The following is a 17317-nucleotide window of genomic DNA, read 5'->3' on the forward strand; positions in this document are numbered from 1 at the left end:
AAATATGTGACATTTGTGACGGTTGTATTTAATTCACATACATATTTTCAAAAAATCGAGACTCACTAAGATACGCAGATGAATTGGAATGCATCACTTAGTGGTCTGCTAACTGCCTTAGGCATTGGCATGCTCATTGGTACCGTTCGTGAACGTTTGCACAAACCTGGCGTGATGAAAGCAGGTGTACGCACACACGCGATCGTAGGTTTATTGGGCGCACTCACCTTCACCATCGGAGCATCTACTTTCGTTGCCGCCTTGCTCATCACAGGCGTGTTGATTGCCATTGGTTACCGGCATTCGGCACAACAAGACCCAGGCATGACCGGTGAATTTGCTTTGCTTTTAACTTTGGTTCTATCGGGGCTTGCCATGCAAGACGCCTCGTTATCTGCAGCCATCGGCGTCGTTGTCGCGTGTTTGCTATTTGTCAAAAAACCATTGCGTCGGTTTAGCCAAGAGGTATTGACTGAGCATGAATTAGAAGATGCGCTGATGCTGTGCGCTTCCACCTTGGTGGTTTTGCCTCTATTACCAACCACAGCGATTGACCCGTGGCATGCACTCAATCCTTACGCCATGTGGAAAATTGTTGTGTTGATCATGGGCGTTGGCATCGTGGCTCATGTTTGCATGCGCGCATCGGGTGTGCGCTGGGGCTTGCCATTGGCTGGCTTTTTCAGTGGCTTCATTTCTTCCACCGTTGCTGTCGCAACCTATGCAAGAAAAGCACATGAAAAACCTGAACTCGAATCAATGGCCAGCGCCGCCGCATTGCTGTCAACCCTCTCCTCACTCATCTTGTTCACGATGGTGCTTGCAACCAGCAGCCCAGAGTTGATGTTGTCCGTCAAATGGCCGCTCATCTCAGCAGGTCTTGCTTTGTTGAGCTGTGCGAGTTATTTCATACAACAAACAGACACGAAAGAAAGCCTCTTACTCCCATCCACACACCATTCCTTCAAAGCATCGCACGCGTTGATCATTGCGCTCACCATCAGCGCAGTCACACTCTGTTCTGCTTGGCTTAGAAATCTCGTGGGTGATTCAGGCACATTTGCAGCATCAGTCCTTGTGGGGCTGGTCGAAATTCACGCTGCCGCTGTGAGCATTGCGCAACTCAGCCAACAGGACCCCATTCAATCTGCTTATGCACGGTGGGGCGTCATCGCCATCTTGGCATCAAGTGCCCTGTCCAAACTATTCTTATCGTATGCCAGCGGTAGTCGAGGCTATGGCCATCGCATGGCTTCTGGTTTGGGCATGATGCTCATCTCAGCCATTGCCGCCATGCTGATGGTTGAATAACACTCAAAGCCTTTGGAGCAAAGGCTCCCCCATGCGAATTCGCTTGCCACTCTCAATTCCATCGACCAATGCAAAGCCTGGCGGCACAAACACCAAGATGGTGGAGCCGTGTTCAAACCACCCCATCTCCTGCCCTTTGACATAACTCGCATCGCAAGGAATTTCATTGGGGCCTTGGTAACGAAGGTTCAACAGCACATCCACAGCATGAAACCGCATGCTTGCCACCAACACCGCAGCCACAGGCACGATCAAAAACGGCATGCCTTGGGTGGTTTTCATTTGCAACACGGCACGCTCGTTTTTGCAAAACAACTCTTTCACACGCGTCAATGCAATGGGGTTCACGTTCCATGTATCGCCTGAGATGTAGGTCACATGATTCAAATGCGCATCGCAAGGCGCATGGAAGCGGTGGTACATGCTGCTGGTCAAACGCAGGGTGACAAATGTGCCGCCCTCTAACAAGCTGGGCCAGCGTTGCACCAATTCCGCAGAGCTCAACAAGCTGTCGAGGGTGTACGGAAAACCCTTGGCTTGAAACACCGTGCCATTACGAATTTCGCCACAGGCCCCGACGATGCAATCGCACGGTGAAGTCATCACAGCAGGGTCAGCATCAATGGGCCGCAAACCTGGCCGCAGTTCACGCGTAAAACACTCATGCACGCTGGCAAATGTTTGTTGCTTGGACTCACTCAAATCCAAATCGGTGAACCAGCGCCACACTGCGATAGAGCCTTTGACAACCCATGGATGGCGCAGCTGGCTCCACCAGCCCATGAATCGCGTCAAAGTGATACGCGGTATACGGTTTGTGAGTAAAAAATTAAGGTCCTCTTGCAGGAGAAAATTTTGCAATTGATGTCGAATCTTCATCGTCTTGTCACTTAATTTAAATACAAAGGTGAATCTCTTACACAAGGAAATTGACTGTGAACACCACTTGGATGAGCTTGGGCGTATTGGCGACATTGGCACCGTCTATCTATCGACGGCTACAACTCTCACGCGCCAAGCACCGCTCGCTGGCCGGTCATTCGCGCATGGCCAAACGTTTGGCTCGCCTGTTACCCGGCTACCATTTTGATGAGCAAATGTTCTTTAAATGTGACAACGCGCCGTTCGACATACAAAATCTTCGTCGACAAGCTTTTTTCAAAATTGCCGAAGTGCTCAAAGCGCGTCACCCCTTGAGCATTCAAGCCACGGCGGCGGCTAGAGAGAACATCTCGGACATGCAGTTCATTTCGGCTTACCGCGTGCCTTTTCAGTTCAGCCCCTTGGTGCAAGAGCATTTGAAGATCGGTTCCTTCTTGCAATCAGCCACTGGCGTGTACGTGACAGATTTAGACGGTCAGTCGTTTTATGACCTGACAGGCTCATATGGCGTGAACGTGTTTGGTGCAGATTTCTACAAAAAGACCATGGCCGATGGCATGGCAAAAACGCAATCGCTAGGCCCCACGCTTGGCGCGTATCACCCGTGCGTTGCCAGCAATGCAGAGCGACTGAAAAAGATTTCTGGCATGGACGAGGTGTCGTTTCACATGTCTGGCACCGAAGCTGTGATGCAAGCGGTGCGTTTGGCGCGCTACCACACCCAACGTAAAAACTTGGTGCGTTTTTGTGGCGCCTACCACGGCTGGTGGGAAGACGTGCAACCAGGCCCTGGCAACCCCATGCCCCCACGCGAAACCTACACACTCAGCGACATGAGTGAACGCAGCTTAGATGTGATTCGCACACGCAAAGACATTGCCTGCGTGCTGGTGAACCCACTGCAAGCCCTGCACCCCAACGCCAATGCACCGGGTGACACCACTTTGGTCGACGGCAGTCGCAAAGCAGCATATGACCGACAGGCTTACACCGCGTGGTTGCACAAACTGCGTCAAGCGTGCACCGACAACGGCGTGGTGCTGATATTTGATGAAGTCTTCTTAGGCTTTCGTTTGGCCCCCGGTGGCGCACAAGAATATTTCGGCGTCAAAGCCGACATGGTGACTTACGGCAAAACACTGGGGGGCGGATTCCCCGTGGGTGTGGTGTGTGGCAAAAAAGAGTGGATGCACCGCTTCCACGCCGACCGCCCTGCGGATATTTGCTTTGCACGCGGCACCTTCAAAGAGCATCCCGTGGTGATGGGTGCCATGTCTGCTTTTTTAGACCAAATAGAAACCCCTGAAATTCAAGCCGTGTACGAAGGACTGGATGAACGCTGGAATGCTCGCGCACAGCGGTTCAACAGCGTCATGCAAGCCAACGACATCCCGCTGCAAGCCGCGAATATGTCGAGTGTGTGGACCCTCTTTTACACACAACCGAGCCGCTACCACTGGATGCTGCAGTACTACCTGCGCATCCATGGCTTGGCATTGAGCTGGGTTGGCACAGGTCGTTTGATTTTCAGCCTGAACTACAGCGACGATGACTTTGAAACCGTGGTGCAACGCTTTGTCATGGCCGCTACGCAAATGAAAAACGACGGCTGGTGGTGGCATTCACCTGAACTGACCCACAAAAGCATCCGTCGCAGCATCTTGAAAGAAACGTTGTTTCGTTAAGAAAAAGGCGTTCAGGTGAAACACCTGAACGCCTTTCAATCTTCAATGGCGTATTTTACTGAGCGGAGTGCAAAAACGCGTCGTCAAAACGCTGACCACGCAACAGCTGCAAAGGTGCTTTGTGATACAGGTACACGTCGTGGAACGGGTCTGTGAGAATTTTGCTCATCCACACCAAACCTGTTTGCACATCTTTGATGAAGCACAAGTGAATGGTGCGAAACAACAAGCCCCCCACACCCAAGGCCAACCACGAGTAGCCCACAGCTTCTGAAAACTCGACCCATGTTTCATGCGTAGGCACCACATCCAACATGCCAGGGAAGTAATAAATCACCAGAGGCAGCAACACCCAAATGCTGAGCAACACCACTTTACGGCGCAGGTTAAAGCCCACTTTGATTTCTTCTTTGAACTCGTTGGTGGCTTCGTTCACATGGTCATAGCCCAAGGGTTCAAAAAAGAAATGGCCCGATTGCCTCGCCACCATCGACACCAACCAAGCCAGCAAAGCGGCCCAAGCAGGATTCACAAACAACAAGGCATACGAGATCAAAAAACAAATCGCACTGAGCAAATGCAAAGATTGATTGATGCGGCAGTGGTGGTAATAGCGATGGTCATCCCAACGCTGGATGCGCAAGGCTTCTAAAAAGTTTTTCACGTCTGATGGTCCTCATGTGTTTCAAGACTTAGCGATCATGAGCTTGTCATGTGAAAAAACAATGACAACAGATAAGAAATGCAGGTGAAATAAAAACATCAAAAACCTGTCATGTCATCAAGTTGTTAAATTCAACAGCAAACATGGCTGCATGGAACGATCACCCAACATACCCATCACAGTTGAAAACTTTGAACCCGCACAACGCTTCTTGCGCATTGCCGTTGTGACCGAAACCTGGCCACCTGAGGTCAATGGCGTGGCAGTGACGTTGGCCAAACTGGTTCATCATTTGGGTCTGCGACACCACACCATTCAGCTGATTCGCCCACGTCAAGACAAAAATGACGAAGGACATGAACAAACAGGTTGGTCTGAATTGCTGTTGCGCGGGCTACCGATCCCTCGCTACCCACAGCTCAAGCTCGGCTTGCCAAGCAAAAAAGCCCTGCTCAAAGCTTGGAGCACCAAGCGTCCTGACTTGGTGCACATCGCCACAGAAGGTCCGCTGAGTTGGTCGGCGTTGCAAGCAGCACACATTCTTCGCTTGCCTGTGACCTCAGATTTCCGCACCAACTTTCACAGCTACTGTCAGCACTACGGCGTGGGTTGGCTGAGCAAACCCATCGTGGCGTACTTGCGCAAGTTCCACAACCGCACCGCCTTCACCATGGTGCCCACACAGGCGATGAAGTACCAGCTGGACGCCATGGGTTTTAAAAACCTCAAAGTGGTGGCACGCGGCGTAGACACACACCTGTTCCACCCCGACAAGCGCAGCGACGTGATGCGAGCCAGTTGGGGCGTCACACCTGACACGATGGTGCTGCTGTCGGTCGGTCGATTGGCGGCTGAAAAGAATTTAGACCTGACCATTCAAACCTACCAAGCCCTCATTGCCGCAGGCCGACGCGTGAAGATGGTGTTTGCGGGTGACGGCCCCATGCGCGCGTTGACTCAAACAAAGTGCCCAGATGCCATTTTCATGGGCATGTGTAGCCACGAACAATTAAGCACCTTGTACGCCAGCGCAGACTTGCTGCTGTTTCCCAGCTTGACGGAAACCTTTGGCAATGTCACCTTAGAAGCCTTAGCCAGTGGCACTCCCGTGTTGGCGTTTGACTGCGCCGCCGCCAGCGACTTCGTCACCCATCACAAAAATGGTTGGCTGGTTGACAGCAACGAGCCACAGACCTACATCCAACGCGCCTTAGACATCACCCATGACGCCCACACATTAGGTCTGGCACGTGAATTCACACGTGCCAGCGTGGCGCACTTGGGTTGGGATGAAATTGCGGCACAAGTGGAAGACATCTTCCAGCGCACCATCGAGATGGGGTGATCAGCGGAACTGACGCCAAAGCAGCAGGCAAAGCGGCGCGATGCCTGCAACCAGTAGGACCGCCAACAGCAGCATGATGTAAGTCAACGACATGCCAAAGGCCAACAACGCACTGTAGGCGGCCAACATCAACAGCACGCTGAGGTTTTCGTTGAAGCCTTGAACCGCAATCGAACGTCCTGAGCTGAGCACTTGCATGCCTCGGTGTTGCAGCAAGGCATTCATGGGCACCAACAACATGCCGCCCGCCACACCGACGCACAACAACAGCGCAATGGCGAGCCACAGATTTGAAATAGTCACCATCAACGGCAGCAACACCGCCAACCACAAGCCCCAAGGCAAAGCCTGTCGGGCCGAGTGCAGCTTGAATGACCGTCCAGCCATGTAGGCACCCAAAATCACACCAATGGCCACCAAAGCCTGCAAGTACGCACCGAATTTGAGTGTCATGCCCAGCGAGCCCTGTGCCCATAAGAGCACAGCAAACTGCATGACCGCACCCACCCCCCAATACAAGGTGGTGACATACAACGACACACCACCGAGTGGGTCACGCCACAACTTTTGATTGGATTTCCAAAACGTTCCGATTCGCACCGCATGCCATGTCAATGGCTCGATGGCCCCATGCTTGTCCATGGGCGAGAGCCCGACATTCAACATGGCAGCGGCCAGATACACGCCAATCACCACCGCCATGGCAGGCCATGTTTGGGTGGAAACCGCAAACACCATCGGTGCACTCACCTCAGACAAACCCGTTAACGCGCCACCTAAGGCAATGCCAAAAATCACCGACAGCACCATCGACACTTCTATCCACGCATTCGCACGCACCAACAAACGTGCAGGCACAGCCTCGGTGGCCAACCCATACTTTGCAGGGGCATACACCGATGCGGCAAGCCCGATCAAGGCAAAAGCAAACAAAGGGTGAACACCCGCCAACAGCAGCAACACGCCAACCATCTTGAGTGCGTTCATGCATGCCATCAAACGGCTTTTAGAAAACGCATCTGCCAAAGGCCCCACCACGGAGGCCAACAGCACATACGCCAATGTCAGCGAGAACTTCAACAAAGGTGCCCACCACCCTGGGTAGCCTTGCTCATTCAAAAAGTAAATGCCTAGGATGAGCAGTGCGTTGTCGGCGAGGCCAGAGGCGAACTGGGCACCAATTAAAAAGTAAAAGCCTTTAGGCATTGAGTGCGGGTGTCTCCAGCATCACAGGTTCAACGCTGAGGTTGATCAACTCATTGCGACGCCCGATACCTTGGTACGCAATACCCAAATCAGCCAAGGCATCGGGGTTGTACAAATTACGACCATCCAAGATGTACGGCGTGCGCATGCTCAACTTCATGGCTTGAAAGTCTGGGTTGTGGAAATTTTTCCACTCGGTCAACACCATCAAAGCATCCACACCATGCAAAGCATCCATGTCATGCGCCACCAAGGTGAAGTTGTTTAACAAGGCCTCTTGACCTGCGCAGTCCAGCTTCAAAGCCACCATCGCTTCGTGACCTGCCACAGGGTCATAGGCGGTGACGTGAGCACCACGCTCTAACAAACTCTTGATGACCACACGGCTCGGTGCCTCACGCATGTCATCGGTATTGGGTTTGAAGGCCAAGCCCCACACAGCAATTTTTCGACCCGTCAAGTCATTCCCGAGACGTTTGACCAAACGATCGACGAGCAATGTCTTTTGACGCTCATTCACTTGCTCGGTGGCGTTGACCACGCTCATGAGTTGACCGTGTGCGTGTGCCGTGCTGACCAAGGCCTGTGTGTCCTTCGGGAAGCAGCTGCCACCATAACCACAGCCCGCATACAAGAAGCTGTAACCAATGCGGTTGTCTGCACCAATGCCACGACGAATTTGGTCCACATCGGCACCCAGTGCATCGGCCAAATTGGCAATTTCATTCATGAAAGAAATACGGGTGGCCAACATAGCGTTGGCGGCGTACTTGGTGAGCTCGGCACTGCGTACATCCATCCACACCGTGCGTGAATGATGACGGTTGAAGCTGGCGTACAAATCGCCCATCATCCGTTGGCTTTTTTCGTGATGAATGCCATCATCAATGCCCACCACGATGCGGTCAGGGCGCATGAAGTCATCAATGGCTGCGCCCTCTTTCAAGAACTCAGGGTTAGACACCACATCAAACATTTCGCTGGACATGCCGCGTTGTGTCAGCTCGTGTTTCACCGCTGCACGCACACGGTCAGCCGTGCCGACGGGCACGGTCGATTTGTTCACAATGAGCTTGAAGTCTTTGAGATTACGCCCCACCATGGCAGCCACAGACAACACATGCGCCAGGTCTGCTGACCCGTCTTCTTGTGCAGGTGTGCCCACTGCGATGAACAAAACATCACCATGGTCAATGGCCAGCTGTGCATCTGTAGTGAAACAAATTCGACCCTCTGCGTGGTTGCGTGACAGCAATTCTTTCAAGCCAGGTTCATAAATAGGCACCTCGCCTGCTTGCAGCATCTTGACCTTGTTTTCATCCTTATCAAGACACACCACTTTGAAGCCCAAGTCAGACAGACATGCGCCTGTGACCAAACCCACATAACCAGAACCGATGACGGTGACTCGCATAAATTTCCTCCTGAATGCGTTCATCGTTGCAGAACATGATGAAAGGAATAAGAAGAAATGAAGTCAATTCAATGACGCATAGGCAAAAAAAAATGACTCCAAGAGTCATGCGGAATTTCAATAGTTATTCACGTCGGTTGCCAATGTGCAAGGCCCATCATCAGAATGACACGCAAGTGATTGCTTAAGTTTTCCATCCCCTGCAACTTCGATTCTTGACCGGCTTGCTTAACCACGAATGATTCGTGACGGTGTGGGAACTCAATGTGAATCACATCTGGCACAAAGCCCACAGGCGACTGAATACGTATGGCCGGGAATCGGCCTTCAAAGCGATTGGTGCAAGTGAACCGGCAATGCATGTGTTGAAAGAACTCACCCATGGACTCGAACAGTTTGGGCAACAACTGCGCTTTCACATCGCGGTAATCCATCAAGCGATGTGTGTCGCGTAAATAAGTTTCAAAACTGGGGTCGCTGACACTGTTTGGTAAAAAATAGAGGCCGCTCACGAATGAACCTCCTCGCCCACACAAATGTTTCGGCGAATTCGAACTAAATGCTGCTCAAACAGTCGCGTTGACTCATCCCAACTGAAAGAGAGCGCTTGAACACGCGCTTCTGAGCGTGGCACTTTCAAAGCTTCCAAGCTGGCATAAGCCAAGTCTTCGTGCAACACACCTCCCTTGCGTTGGTGCGGGTAGTCCGCATCAGGACGCAACACCTCTAAGGGGCCATCTACAGGGTAAGCGGCCACAGGTGTACCGCAGGCCATGGCTTCGAGCATGACCAAGCCAAAGGTTTCGTTGCGACTGGGAAACGTGAACACATCAGCACTGGCGTACACACGAGCCAGTTCATCACGGGGCAATACCCCTAACCAACGCACGTGGTGAAACTTGTTTTTCAGTTCTTTCTCAAGAGGCCCCACACCGCATACCACTTTGCTGCCATGCCAAGGCATGGCCAAAAAACTGTCGATATTTTTCTCATACGAGACACGTCCCACATACAAGGCGATCGGGCGTGGCAAATCATTGAGGTCAGGATGTTGAGCAACCGTGTCTGCATAGCTAAACAAACGCATGTCTACACCGTGCGTCCAGCTGCGTAAATTTTTGAAACCCCAACCATCTAACAAACGCATCACACCTTGCGTAGGAACCAATACCCCAGCCGATGGTTTGTGAAAGTGACGAAAGATGGCATAACCCATCCAAAGCGGAATGTGCAAAGCCGCTTTCAAGACTTCTGGGAATCGGGTGTGGAATGCCGTGGTGAATGGCAAACTGTGCTTCAAGCAATACTTTCGCGCAGCCCAGCCTAAAGGTCCTTCGGTGGCCACATGGATCACATCAGGAGCAAACGCATCCAACTGACGTGCCAATTGTGGGTAAGGTTTGACAGCCAAATCAATGCCCGCATATCCAGGGCATGGACGTGTTTTGAATAAGTCTGGATGAATCACCTCCACCACATGACCTTTGGCATTGAGTTGCTCCACCAGTTCAACCAAGGTCGTCACGACCCCATTGATTTGAGGACGCCAAGCGTCTGTGATGAGGGCAATTTTCATGCGACTTTGACCAACTGAGGTTTAGGAATCACCACGGGCTCTGTCTGCCAGTACAGCAAGGACAGCTCCCCTTGTTCGTTTTCCACCAAGGCGCTTCGGCTTTCCACCCAATCGCCATCGTTGCAATACAACACGCCATTCACATCACGAATTTCAGCGCGGTGGATATGGCCGCACACCACGCCTTGATAGCCGTGCTTAGCAGCCTCATGCGCCACTGCATTTTCAAAATCCGTGACGTAGTTCAAGGCTTTTTTCACCTTGTGCTTCAAGTAAGCCGAGAGCGACCAATACGGCAAGCCTAATCGACCACGCATGTTGTTCAGATAGCGGTTGAGCTTGAGCGTGAACTCATACAAATAGTCACCCACATATGCGAGCCACTTGGCTTGTTGCACCACCGCATCAAAGTAATCGCCATGAATCACCCACAGCTGACGGCCATCGGCCGTTTTGTGAACCGCCTCCTCCACCACTTCAATGCCACCAAAATGGTGGTCTAAAAAATGGCGTGCAAATTCGTCATGGTTGCCCGGCACATAAATCACGCGACACCCTTTGCGTGCTTTGCGTAACAACTTTTGAATCACATCGTTGTGTGCTTGCGGCCAATACCAACGGCGGCGTAATTGCCAACCATCGATGATGTCGCCCACGAGGTACAGGTAGTCGCTGGTGTTTTCTTTCAAAAAATCCAACAACGCGTCTGCCTGACAACCCGGCGTGCCCAAGTGCAAATCAGAGATGAAGATGGCTCTGTAATGCATCAAGCGCCCAAGAAGTGCTTGCGATAGCGCGGTGGCATGTCGTTGATTTTCATCAACATGGGTAAATCAGCGGTATTGAAGTCTGGGTCCCATGCGGGTGCACCTAACACTTTGGCACCTAAGCGCAAATAACCTTTGATGAGAGCGGGTGGCTCGAAAGCGGGGTTCACTTCCCACTGATCCACAGGCAAGGCCAAACGTGGTGTCACTTGGTTTTCAACACCCGCCAAATGTGTTTTCTTCAGCTGATGCCAAATGCTGGCGGCCACTTCACCGCTCACCACGCCTTGGTGAAGCATGGGAATGCTGGCACAGCCAATCATCACATCCAACTTGTTGCGGACCATGAACTCAGCCAAGGCGCCCCACAAAGCCATGATGACACCACCATGGCGGTGCTCGGGGTGCACGCAGCTGCGGCCCAACTCAACCATGCGTTCGCGGTATTGACGCAAGCGGGTCAAATCAAATTCCAAATCTGAATAGGTGCTGCCAATGCGTTTGGCTTGTGCAGGTGTCAACACGCGGTAGGTACCAATCACTTGCTCGGTCACATCGTCACGGATGATGAGGTGCTCGCAAAAATCATCGAACAAATCAATGTCGTGACCAGGAATGCTGTCTTTCAAGCGTGCGCCCATCTCGGTGGCGAACACGTCATAACGCAGGCGCTGTGCTTCACGCACCTCGTCTTGGTGCTTGGCCCATTCAACAATCAGGGCTGAGCGAGCTTCAGTTTTTTGGGGCGAGATAGAAACTTTTTGAGCGTCAAGATCGTTTCGATGAAGTGACCCCCGGGGCATATCGATGAACGACAGCGGCATGGTTGGGTTTGGCAGTTCTTTCATGGTTGCTCCTTGGTAATTCAATGCGTAGATTCTTATCAGGGCATGTGAATTAACCGCGAAGATTGCGTGAAATATTCGTGACAACTTCCGTCATCATGTTCACAAATCTGTCATGCAGCATGTCTATGCTTACCCGCCAACTATGCTGCTGAAATACTTAAGACTCATTCACGCCTTTGGTCACGCCTTTTGGATTTTGTGGATCAAATTCCCAAAACTCAGCAAGGAGCGAAAGCTTGAAGCGATCAAAGATTGGTCTCAAAAGACGCTGAAGATCATCGGCATCCAAGTGGTACACGAAGCCACCCCCCCTCAGACAGAGAGCATCAACATCCCGCGGTTGCTGGTGGCCAACCATGTGTCGTGGGTGGATGCACTGATCATTCAAACCATTCAACCCAGCATCTTTATCGCCAAATCTGAAGTGAGAAGCTGGCCCATCGTGGGCAGCATTGCCAAAGCCTGTGGTGTTGTCTTTGTCGATCGCGGTTCACCCAGTTCTGCACGACGCATGGTGGACGATGTCTCGAGTGCGCTGCACCACGGCTATTGCGTGGCTGGATTTCCAGAAGGCACGAGCAGCGAAGGCCATGTGGTGAGTTTGTTTCATGCCAACTTGTTTGAAGCCGCCATCAATCACAACATTCAAGTACAACCTCTGGCCATCCGCTACACCAACCCACAAACGGGTGCTCTGTGTCTCAAAGCGGCCTTCATCGGTGACATTGGTTTTGTCCAATCCCTTCATCAAGTCATGGCATCCTCTGGCATTCACGCCAAGGTTCATGTGGGCGCGCCCCTCTCACCCGAAGGACACTCTCGCAGAACCTTGGCGCATCTGTCGCACAAAAGCGTCAGCAGCCAATTGGAATTGCTCAGCGCATAAATGAAGCCATCAAACTTGGCAGCCCTGTCGCCAGTAATGGGAGCCAAGAAATCAGCAAGGTTCCGACAAAGATCGCCACCAACGCAGGTGCCACCGAAGCGGCCACCGTGCGAATGGGTTGCTTGAACACCGCCGATGCAAAGTAAATGTTCATCCCGGCAGGTGGACACAAGAAGCCCATCTCCATGTTGGCCAAAAAGATGATGCCAAAGTGCACTGGGTCAATGCCGTAGCTGATGGCCAAAGGCAATAACAAAGGCACCAACACCACAATGGCGGCGTAGATTTCCATCAACGCTCCTGCAGCAAACAAAAACACATTGAGCGCCAACAAGAACACCCACTTGTTTTGCGTCACGCTTTGCACCCATTCGGTGGCCAAGTCTGGAATGCCCGCATCCACCAAATAATTGGTCAAGCCCAGCGCCATGCCCAAAATCAACATCACGCCGCCGATGATTTGGGTGCATTGCGACAAACACGCGCCGAGCTTTTGGGCATCCAACTCACGGTGCGCCCAGGCTTGCGTGAGCACGGCATAAATCGCGGTGAGCGCGGCGCTCTCGGTTGGCGTGGCAAAACCAGTGCCCAAAGAGCCAATTGCGACCACAGGTGCTAACAGCTCCCATTTCGCCACCCAAGCGGCATGACGCAACCCAGCCATGTTGAACGCCGGTCCCGCTGTGGACTCTTGACGATTGCCATCGTTGCGTAAATAACCAACAAAAATAAGCAAGCACACCACCATCACCACCGCTGGCACGATGCCCGCCAAAAACATGGTGTTGATAGGCACACGCGCAATGATGGCGTACATGATGAGTGGCACCGAGGGCGCCAACAACACGCCCAGCGCACTGGCACTGGTGACCAAGCTGATGCCTTTGCGCTCTGGGTAACCCACGCCTTGCAACAAGGGCAACAACAAACCACCCAAGGCCAAAATCGTCACCCCACTGCCGCCCGTGAACGCTGTGAAACACGAACACAAGACCGTGGCAGCAATGACCGTTCCGGTTTTTCCACCGCCAAATAGCGCGACAAACACAGCACCCAACCGCTGCGCAGCCCCTGTGCCTGCAAATATCAGCCCAGCCAATGTAAACAGCGGCAACGCTGGCAATGACGGGTTGACCGTGATTTGGTAATGCGACAAAGCAATCGACGCCAATGGCAAACCATCTTGCCAAAACAACGCCAAGGCCAAACCACCCAACACCGCAAAAATAGGCGCACCGAATGACAGCATCAACACCAAGCCAATCACCCAAGGCCAAAGCGGCAAGGCTTCACCATCCAAGCTGTACGCCAGGAAAGCACCCAACACAGGCGCACTTAGGGCGAATAAGAACTTAGCGCCCATTTGCTGGCTGCAACGCGCCCCCAACTTCAGCCCTAAGAGTGCAAAACCTACAGGCATGGTGGCTTGGAACCACCACACAGGCATGCCGTAAGCCAACATTTGTTCAGCCGACATTTCGCTGAACACCAATGCACCACTCGCCCAAGCCAACACGCCACACACAACAGCAGCGCCAAACTGTCCCAGCGCATACAAGCGCGGCACCATCACACCCAGACTCGTCAAATGTCCAAAGCGCTCAGCGGCAATCGCACCCGACATGGCCATGAGCAAACCCAAGTGCTGCACCACCACCGGCGCGTTATCAATGCCCTTGCCCATCAAAGGCCGAGACAAAATTTCGACCAACGGAATCATCGCCATCAAGGCCAAAGCCAAAGCAGCCAAACCGGCATCGGCCTGCGTCAAGCCACGGAGCAGTCGAGCCATCATTTGGCTTTTCCTGCGCGGTAAGCCTTCAAATGGCGAAACACTTCGTCAAAGGTCTCGGCAGGCACCAAGGTGCCGCGAATGCGTGGGTAGAGTTTTTCGGCCAAGTCGTTCCATGCGCGCATTTGCTCGGCATTGGGTTTGTTGACGACCAAGCCACGTTTTTTCATGGCGTCTACGGCCTCTTCCACTTCTTGACGCGCTTTGGTGCGAATTTGTGCACCTGCTTTGTCGCTGGCTGCACGCACGGCAGCTTGTGTTTCGGGCGTCATGTCGTCCCACGATTTTTTGGTGATCACCAGCGCACCGACGATTGGGGCCCAGTTGATTTCCAGCATATTGGGGGCCATGGTGTAGACCTGACTGGCCAAAGCAAAGTAAGGCGTGGATGGCACCACATTGATCATGCCCGTCTGCACCGAAGGCAAGATGTCGTTGGTTTCCAGTGGCACAGGTGTGTAGCCCATGCTCTTCATGATTTCTTGCTGGTCGGCCTCACCGCCCCATGCGAAAAACTTCATTTTTTGATAGTCGTCAGGTTTGAAGGCTGGGTCCTTTGAGAAGAAGCGCACCCAGCCCGCATCACCCCAAGCCAACACCACGAAGCCTTTGTCGAGAAACTTTTTCTCCATGGCAGGGCGCATTTTTTCGCGCACATAGTCGACCTCTTCCCACGACTTGAACAACAAGGGCATGGATTGCAAGGCAGCAATCGACGGTTCAATTTCACGCAAACCTACCACCGACAGCAAGGCCCCTTGCAACTGACCGATGCGCATGCGACGGGCTAACTCGGTCTCACCGCCTTGGCTGCCATCTGGGTACACCACAAACTTGGCATTGCCACCTTGCGCAGCGCGCCACGCCTCACCCACTTCCATCAATTGGCGGTGGTACAACGAATTTTTAGGAGCCAAAGTTCCCAAGCGCAACTGCTTGTCAGGCGCCGCCCATGACGTTGTTTGGCTGCAAAGCAAACTTGCAGCCACACACACTTGTAAAAACGATTTAATCAATGGAGACATTCAAGGCTTTCAAAAAAGTTCATCAACAGATGAGAGCAACCATTGCGCACGCTCGCGCATCACTTCGTTCTGCAAACTGCGGTGCGCTTGGCTGATCGCCAGCGCTTGCTGCAGCAACTGTTCAAACTGCTTTCGGTCTTCAGCGGGCAGTGCCACGCCCTCGGCCTTAGCCACCAGTGGCCCCGCTTCTTGGCCTTGCCCCAAGGCAATGGCTTGGTCGAAATAAGCCTGTGCTTTTGGGCGTGAACCGCCCACCTTGGCCGCTTCTAAAGTGCCCATCAAACTTGCCAACGCACCTTGCCCATACGTGGGGTCGGTTTGCCAAGCCAGCTCAGCCAATCGCATGGACAGCGGTAAATCAGCCACCAAATCTGGGTCATCTTTGGACATCGAAATCCAGCCACCGAGTGAGGCCGCCGCCCAATAAGCCAAAGGCACTTGCGCCTTCGTCAGTTGCAATGGGTTCTTGGTATCGGGCTTTCGCAAGGCGTCCCCAAAACCTGGGTGACTGCGCTCAAGCGCCACCATCGCGTGGCGATGTGCACGCGCATACAAACGTGCAGCACGTTCGCGCATCTGGGCCGCTACTTTCGGATTTTTTGTATCTATCTTTTCGGCATCGAAAGAGACGAAGGCATAAGCGTATTGGGTGAACCCGGCAGACACTGATTCGGCCAACTTCAAATGTCCCGGTGTTTCTTTCAAGATGGACTCTGAAAACTTGAGATAAAAAGCACTGGCTTCACGTGCCAGCTGCAAATCATCTTCACTGGACATGGGCTGCGCCGATAAGGCCTGAGCGGTTTGGTCCACCACAAACGGACGAACGGCACAGCCCGAAAACAAGAGCGAAAGAGCCAAAAGTGGAATTAGGCGGTAGTAAGTAATAAGAACACCTCTTCAGAGTTGGCGAAGAACAGAATTCAAAAAATGTAAATCTGTCATGTGAATATTCGATGACATGGCGTCATCAAACTGAAACAGTGCTTGGCCATGATGTGAGGAAAGGAAAACATCATGTCTGATAAACACCAACTCGATGAAGAACAAATGCAACGCCTGCGCGACGACCTCTTGGACACGTTGGATGAAGAGCTTGAAATGTCCATTGACGAAGAAGGCAGCAACACAGACCGCGTGACATACTTTCGCGAATTGCTGCGTTTGCAAGGCGAATTGGTCAAGCTGCAAGACTGGGTGGTGGCTACCAAACAAAAAGTGGTCATCTTGTTTGAAGGTCGCGATGCCGCAGGCAAAGGTGGCGTGATCAAGCGCATCACACAACGCCTTAACCCACGCGTGTGCCGTGTGGCCGCACTCCCCGCCCCCAACGACCGCGAGCGTACGCAGTGGTACTTTCAGCGCTATGTGGCGCACCTACCTGCTGCGGGTGAAATTGTGTTGTTTGACCGCAGTTGGTACAACCGCGCAGGCGTCGAACGTGTGATGGGGTTTTGTAACGACGACGAGTACGAAGAGTTTTTCCGTACCGTGCCTGAGTTTGAAAAAATGTTGGCACGCAGCGGCATCACACTCATCAAGTATTGGTTCTCCATCACCGACGATGAACAACACGCACGCTTCTTAGGTCGCATTCACGACCCCTTGAAGCAGTGGAAGCTCAGCCCGATGGACTTAGAAAGCCGTCGACGCTGGGAGAACTACACCGTCGCCAAAGAAACCATGATCGAGCGCACACACACACACGAATCGCCATGGTGGGTGGTGCAAGCGGTGGACAAGAAGAGTGCTCGCCTGAATTGCATTCACCACTTGCTCACGCATTTCAACTATCACGAAATCGCGCATCCAGAAATTGACTTGCCTGCACGTGTGCGAAATCCAGACTACATCCGCCATCCCGTACCAGACAACATGGTTGTCCCAGAAATCTATTGATGATCAGCCATTGTCTG

General features: G+C 52.6%; 16 protein-coding genes. 5 read left to right on the forward strand and 11 right to left on the reverse strand.

Annotation, left to right across the window (positions count from 1 at the left end):
* Positions 1-78 precede the first annotated feature (78 nt).
* A complete protein-coding gene (locus QMG15_RS07415) occupies positions 79-1311 on the forward strand; it encodes a DUF4010 domain-containing protein (protein ID WP_281788058.1) in 1233 nt (410 codons plus the stop codon).
* A 3-nt stretch (positions 1312-1314) separates the two neighbouring features.
* On the opposite strand, the gene asd is transcribed toward QMG15_RS07415, so the two are convergent.
* A complete protein-coding gene (gene asd / locus QMG15_RS07420; protein WP_281788059.1) occupies positions 1315-2106 on the reverse strand; it encodes an archaetidylserine decarboxylase in 792 nt (263 codons plus the stop codon).
* Positions 2107-2246: 140 nt separating this feature from the next.
* On the opposite strand from asd, the gene QMG15_RS07425 reads away from it, so the two are divergent.
* Positions 2247-3878 carry an aminotransferase class III-fold pyridoxal phosphate-dependent enzyme gene (locus tag QMG15_RS07425; protein ID WP_281788060.1) on the forward strand — a complete coding sequence of 544 codons (1632 nt, stop codon included), beginning with the start codon at positions 2247-2249 and terminating at the stop codon, positions 3876-3878.
* Positions 3879-3933: 55 nt separating this feature from the next.
* Here QMG15_RS07425 and QMG15_RS07430 read toward each other — a convergent pair whose 3' ends face one another.
* On the reverse strand, positions 3934-4542 hold the full coding sequence (locus tag QMG15_RS07430; protein WP_281788061.1) for a hypothetical protein: 609 nt from the start codon (positions 4540-4542) through the stop codon (positions 3934-3936).
* A 151-nt stretch (positions 4543-4693) separates the two neighbouring features.
* On the opposite strand from QMG15_RS07430, the gene QMG15_RS07435 reads away from it, so the two are divergent.
* On the forward strand, positions 4694-5887 hold the full coding sequence (locus QMG15_RS07435; protein WP_281788062.1) for a glycosyltransferase family 1 protein: 1194 nt from the start codon (positions 4694-4696) through the stop codon (positions 5885-5887).
* Here the strand turns inward: QMG15_RS07435 and lplT are convergent, their stop codons facing one another.
* The 6 genes from lplT to QMG15_RS07465 all read right to left on the reverse strand — a co-directional run bounded on the left by lplT (position 5888) and on the right by QMG15_RS07465 (position 11698).
* The gene (gene lplT / locus QMG15_RS07440) at positions 5888-7093 is read right to left on the reverse strand and encodes a lysophospholipid transporter LplT (protein ID WP_281788063.1); all 1206 of its coding nucleotides are present in this window, start codon (positions 7091-7093) and stop codon (positions 5888-5890) included.
* Positions 7086-8507 (reverse strand): UDP-glucose/GDP-mannose dehydrogenase family protein, encoded by a 1422-nt coding sequence (locus QMG15_RS07445; protein WP_281788064.1) that lies wholly within the window; start codon positions 8505-8507, stop codon positions 7086-7088. The genes lplT and QMG15_RS07445 overlap by 8 nt, the downstream gene beginning before the upstream one ends.
* Before the next feature lie 128 nt (positions 8508-8635).
* Positions 8636-9019, reverse strand: a complete 384-nt coding sequence (locus QMG15_RS07450; RefSeq protein WP_281788065.1) for a hypothetical protein — start codon at positions 9017-9019, stop codon at positions 8636-8638.
* Positions 9016-10083 carry a glycosyltransferase family 1 protein gene (locus QMG15_RS07455; RefSeq protein ID WP_281788066.1) on the reverse strand — a complete coding sequence of 356 codons (1068 nt, stop codon included), beginning with the start codon at positions 10081-10083 and terminating at the stop codon, positions 9016-9018. The genes QMG15_RS07450 and QMG15_RS07455 overlap by 4 nt, the downstream gene beginning before the upstream one ends.
* Positions 10080-10850 (reverse strand): UDP-2,3-diacylglucosamine diphosphatase, encoded by a 771-nt coding sequence (locus QMG15_RS07460; RefSeq protein ID WP_281788067.1) that lies wholly within the window; start codon positions 10848-10850, stop codon positions 10080-10082. The genes QMG15_RS07455 and QMG15_RS07460 overlap by 4 nt, the downstream gene beginning before the upstream one ends.
* Positions 10850-11698 (reverse strand): GNAT family N-acyltransferase, encoded by an 849-nt coding sequence (locus QMG15_RS07465; RefSeq protein ID WP_108401448.1) that lies wholly within the window; start codon positions 11696-11698, stop codon positions 10850-10852. The genes QMG15_RS07460 and QMG15_RS07465 overlap by 1 nt, the downstream gene beginning before the upstream one ends.
* A 142-nt stretch (positions 11699-11840) precedes the next feature.
* Here QMG15_RS07465 and QMG15_RS07470 point away from each other — a divergent pair, with 142 nt between their 5' ends.
* Positions 11841-12584: a lysophospholipid acyltransferase family protein gene (locus QMG15_RS07470; RefSeq protein ID WP_281788069.1), complete on the forward strand. Its 744-nt coding sequence runs from the start codon at positions 11841-11843 to the stop codon at positions 12582-12584.
* Here the strand turns inward: QMG15_RS07470 and QMG15_RS07475 are convergent.
* The 3 genes from QMG15_RS07475 to QMG15_RS07485 are packed head-to-tail and all read right to left on the reverse strand — an operon-like array spanning position 12574 to position 16262.
* Positions 12574-14376, reverse strand: a complete 1803-nt coding sequence (locus tag QMG15_RS07475; RefSeq protein WP_281788070.1) for a TRAP transporter large permease subunit — start codon at positions 14374-14376, stop codon at positions 12574-12576. The two genes, QMG15_RS07470 and QMG15_RS07475, sit on opposite strands and share 11 nt — an antisense overlap.
* Positions 14376-15401 carry a TRAP transporter substrate-binding protein DctP gene (dctP, locus tag QMG15_RS07480; RefSeq protein ID WP_281788071.1) on the reverse strand — a complete coding sequence of 342 codons (1026 nt, stop codon included), beginning with the start codon at positions 15399-15401 and terminating at the stop codon, positions 14376-14378. The genes QMG15_RS07475 and dctP overlap by 1 nt, the downstream gene beginning before the upstream one ends.
* 9 nt (positions 15402-15410) lie before the next feature.
* A complete protein-coding gene (locus QMG15_RS07485) occupies positions 15411-16262 on the reverse strand; it encodes a TRAP transporter TatT component family protein (protein ID WP_281788072.1) in 852 nt (283 codons plus the stop codon).
* A gap of 156 nt (positions 16263-16418) precedes the next feature.
* On the opposite strand from QMG15_RS07485, the gene ppk2 reads away from it, so the two are divergent.
* Positions 16419-17300, forward strand: coding sequence for a polyphosphate kinase 2 (gene ppk2 / locus QMG15_RS07490; RefSeq protein ID WP_281788073.1), 882 nt, complete (start codon positions 16419-16421; stop codon positions 17298-17300).
* Positions 17301-17317 lie beyond the last annotated feature (17 nt).

This window comes from Limnohabitans sp. INBF002, from assembly GCF_027924905.1.
Lineage (GTDB): Bacteria > Pseudomonadota > Gammaproteobacteria > Burkholderiales > Burkholderiaceae_C > Limnohabitans.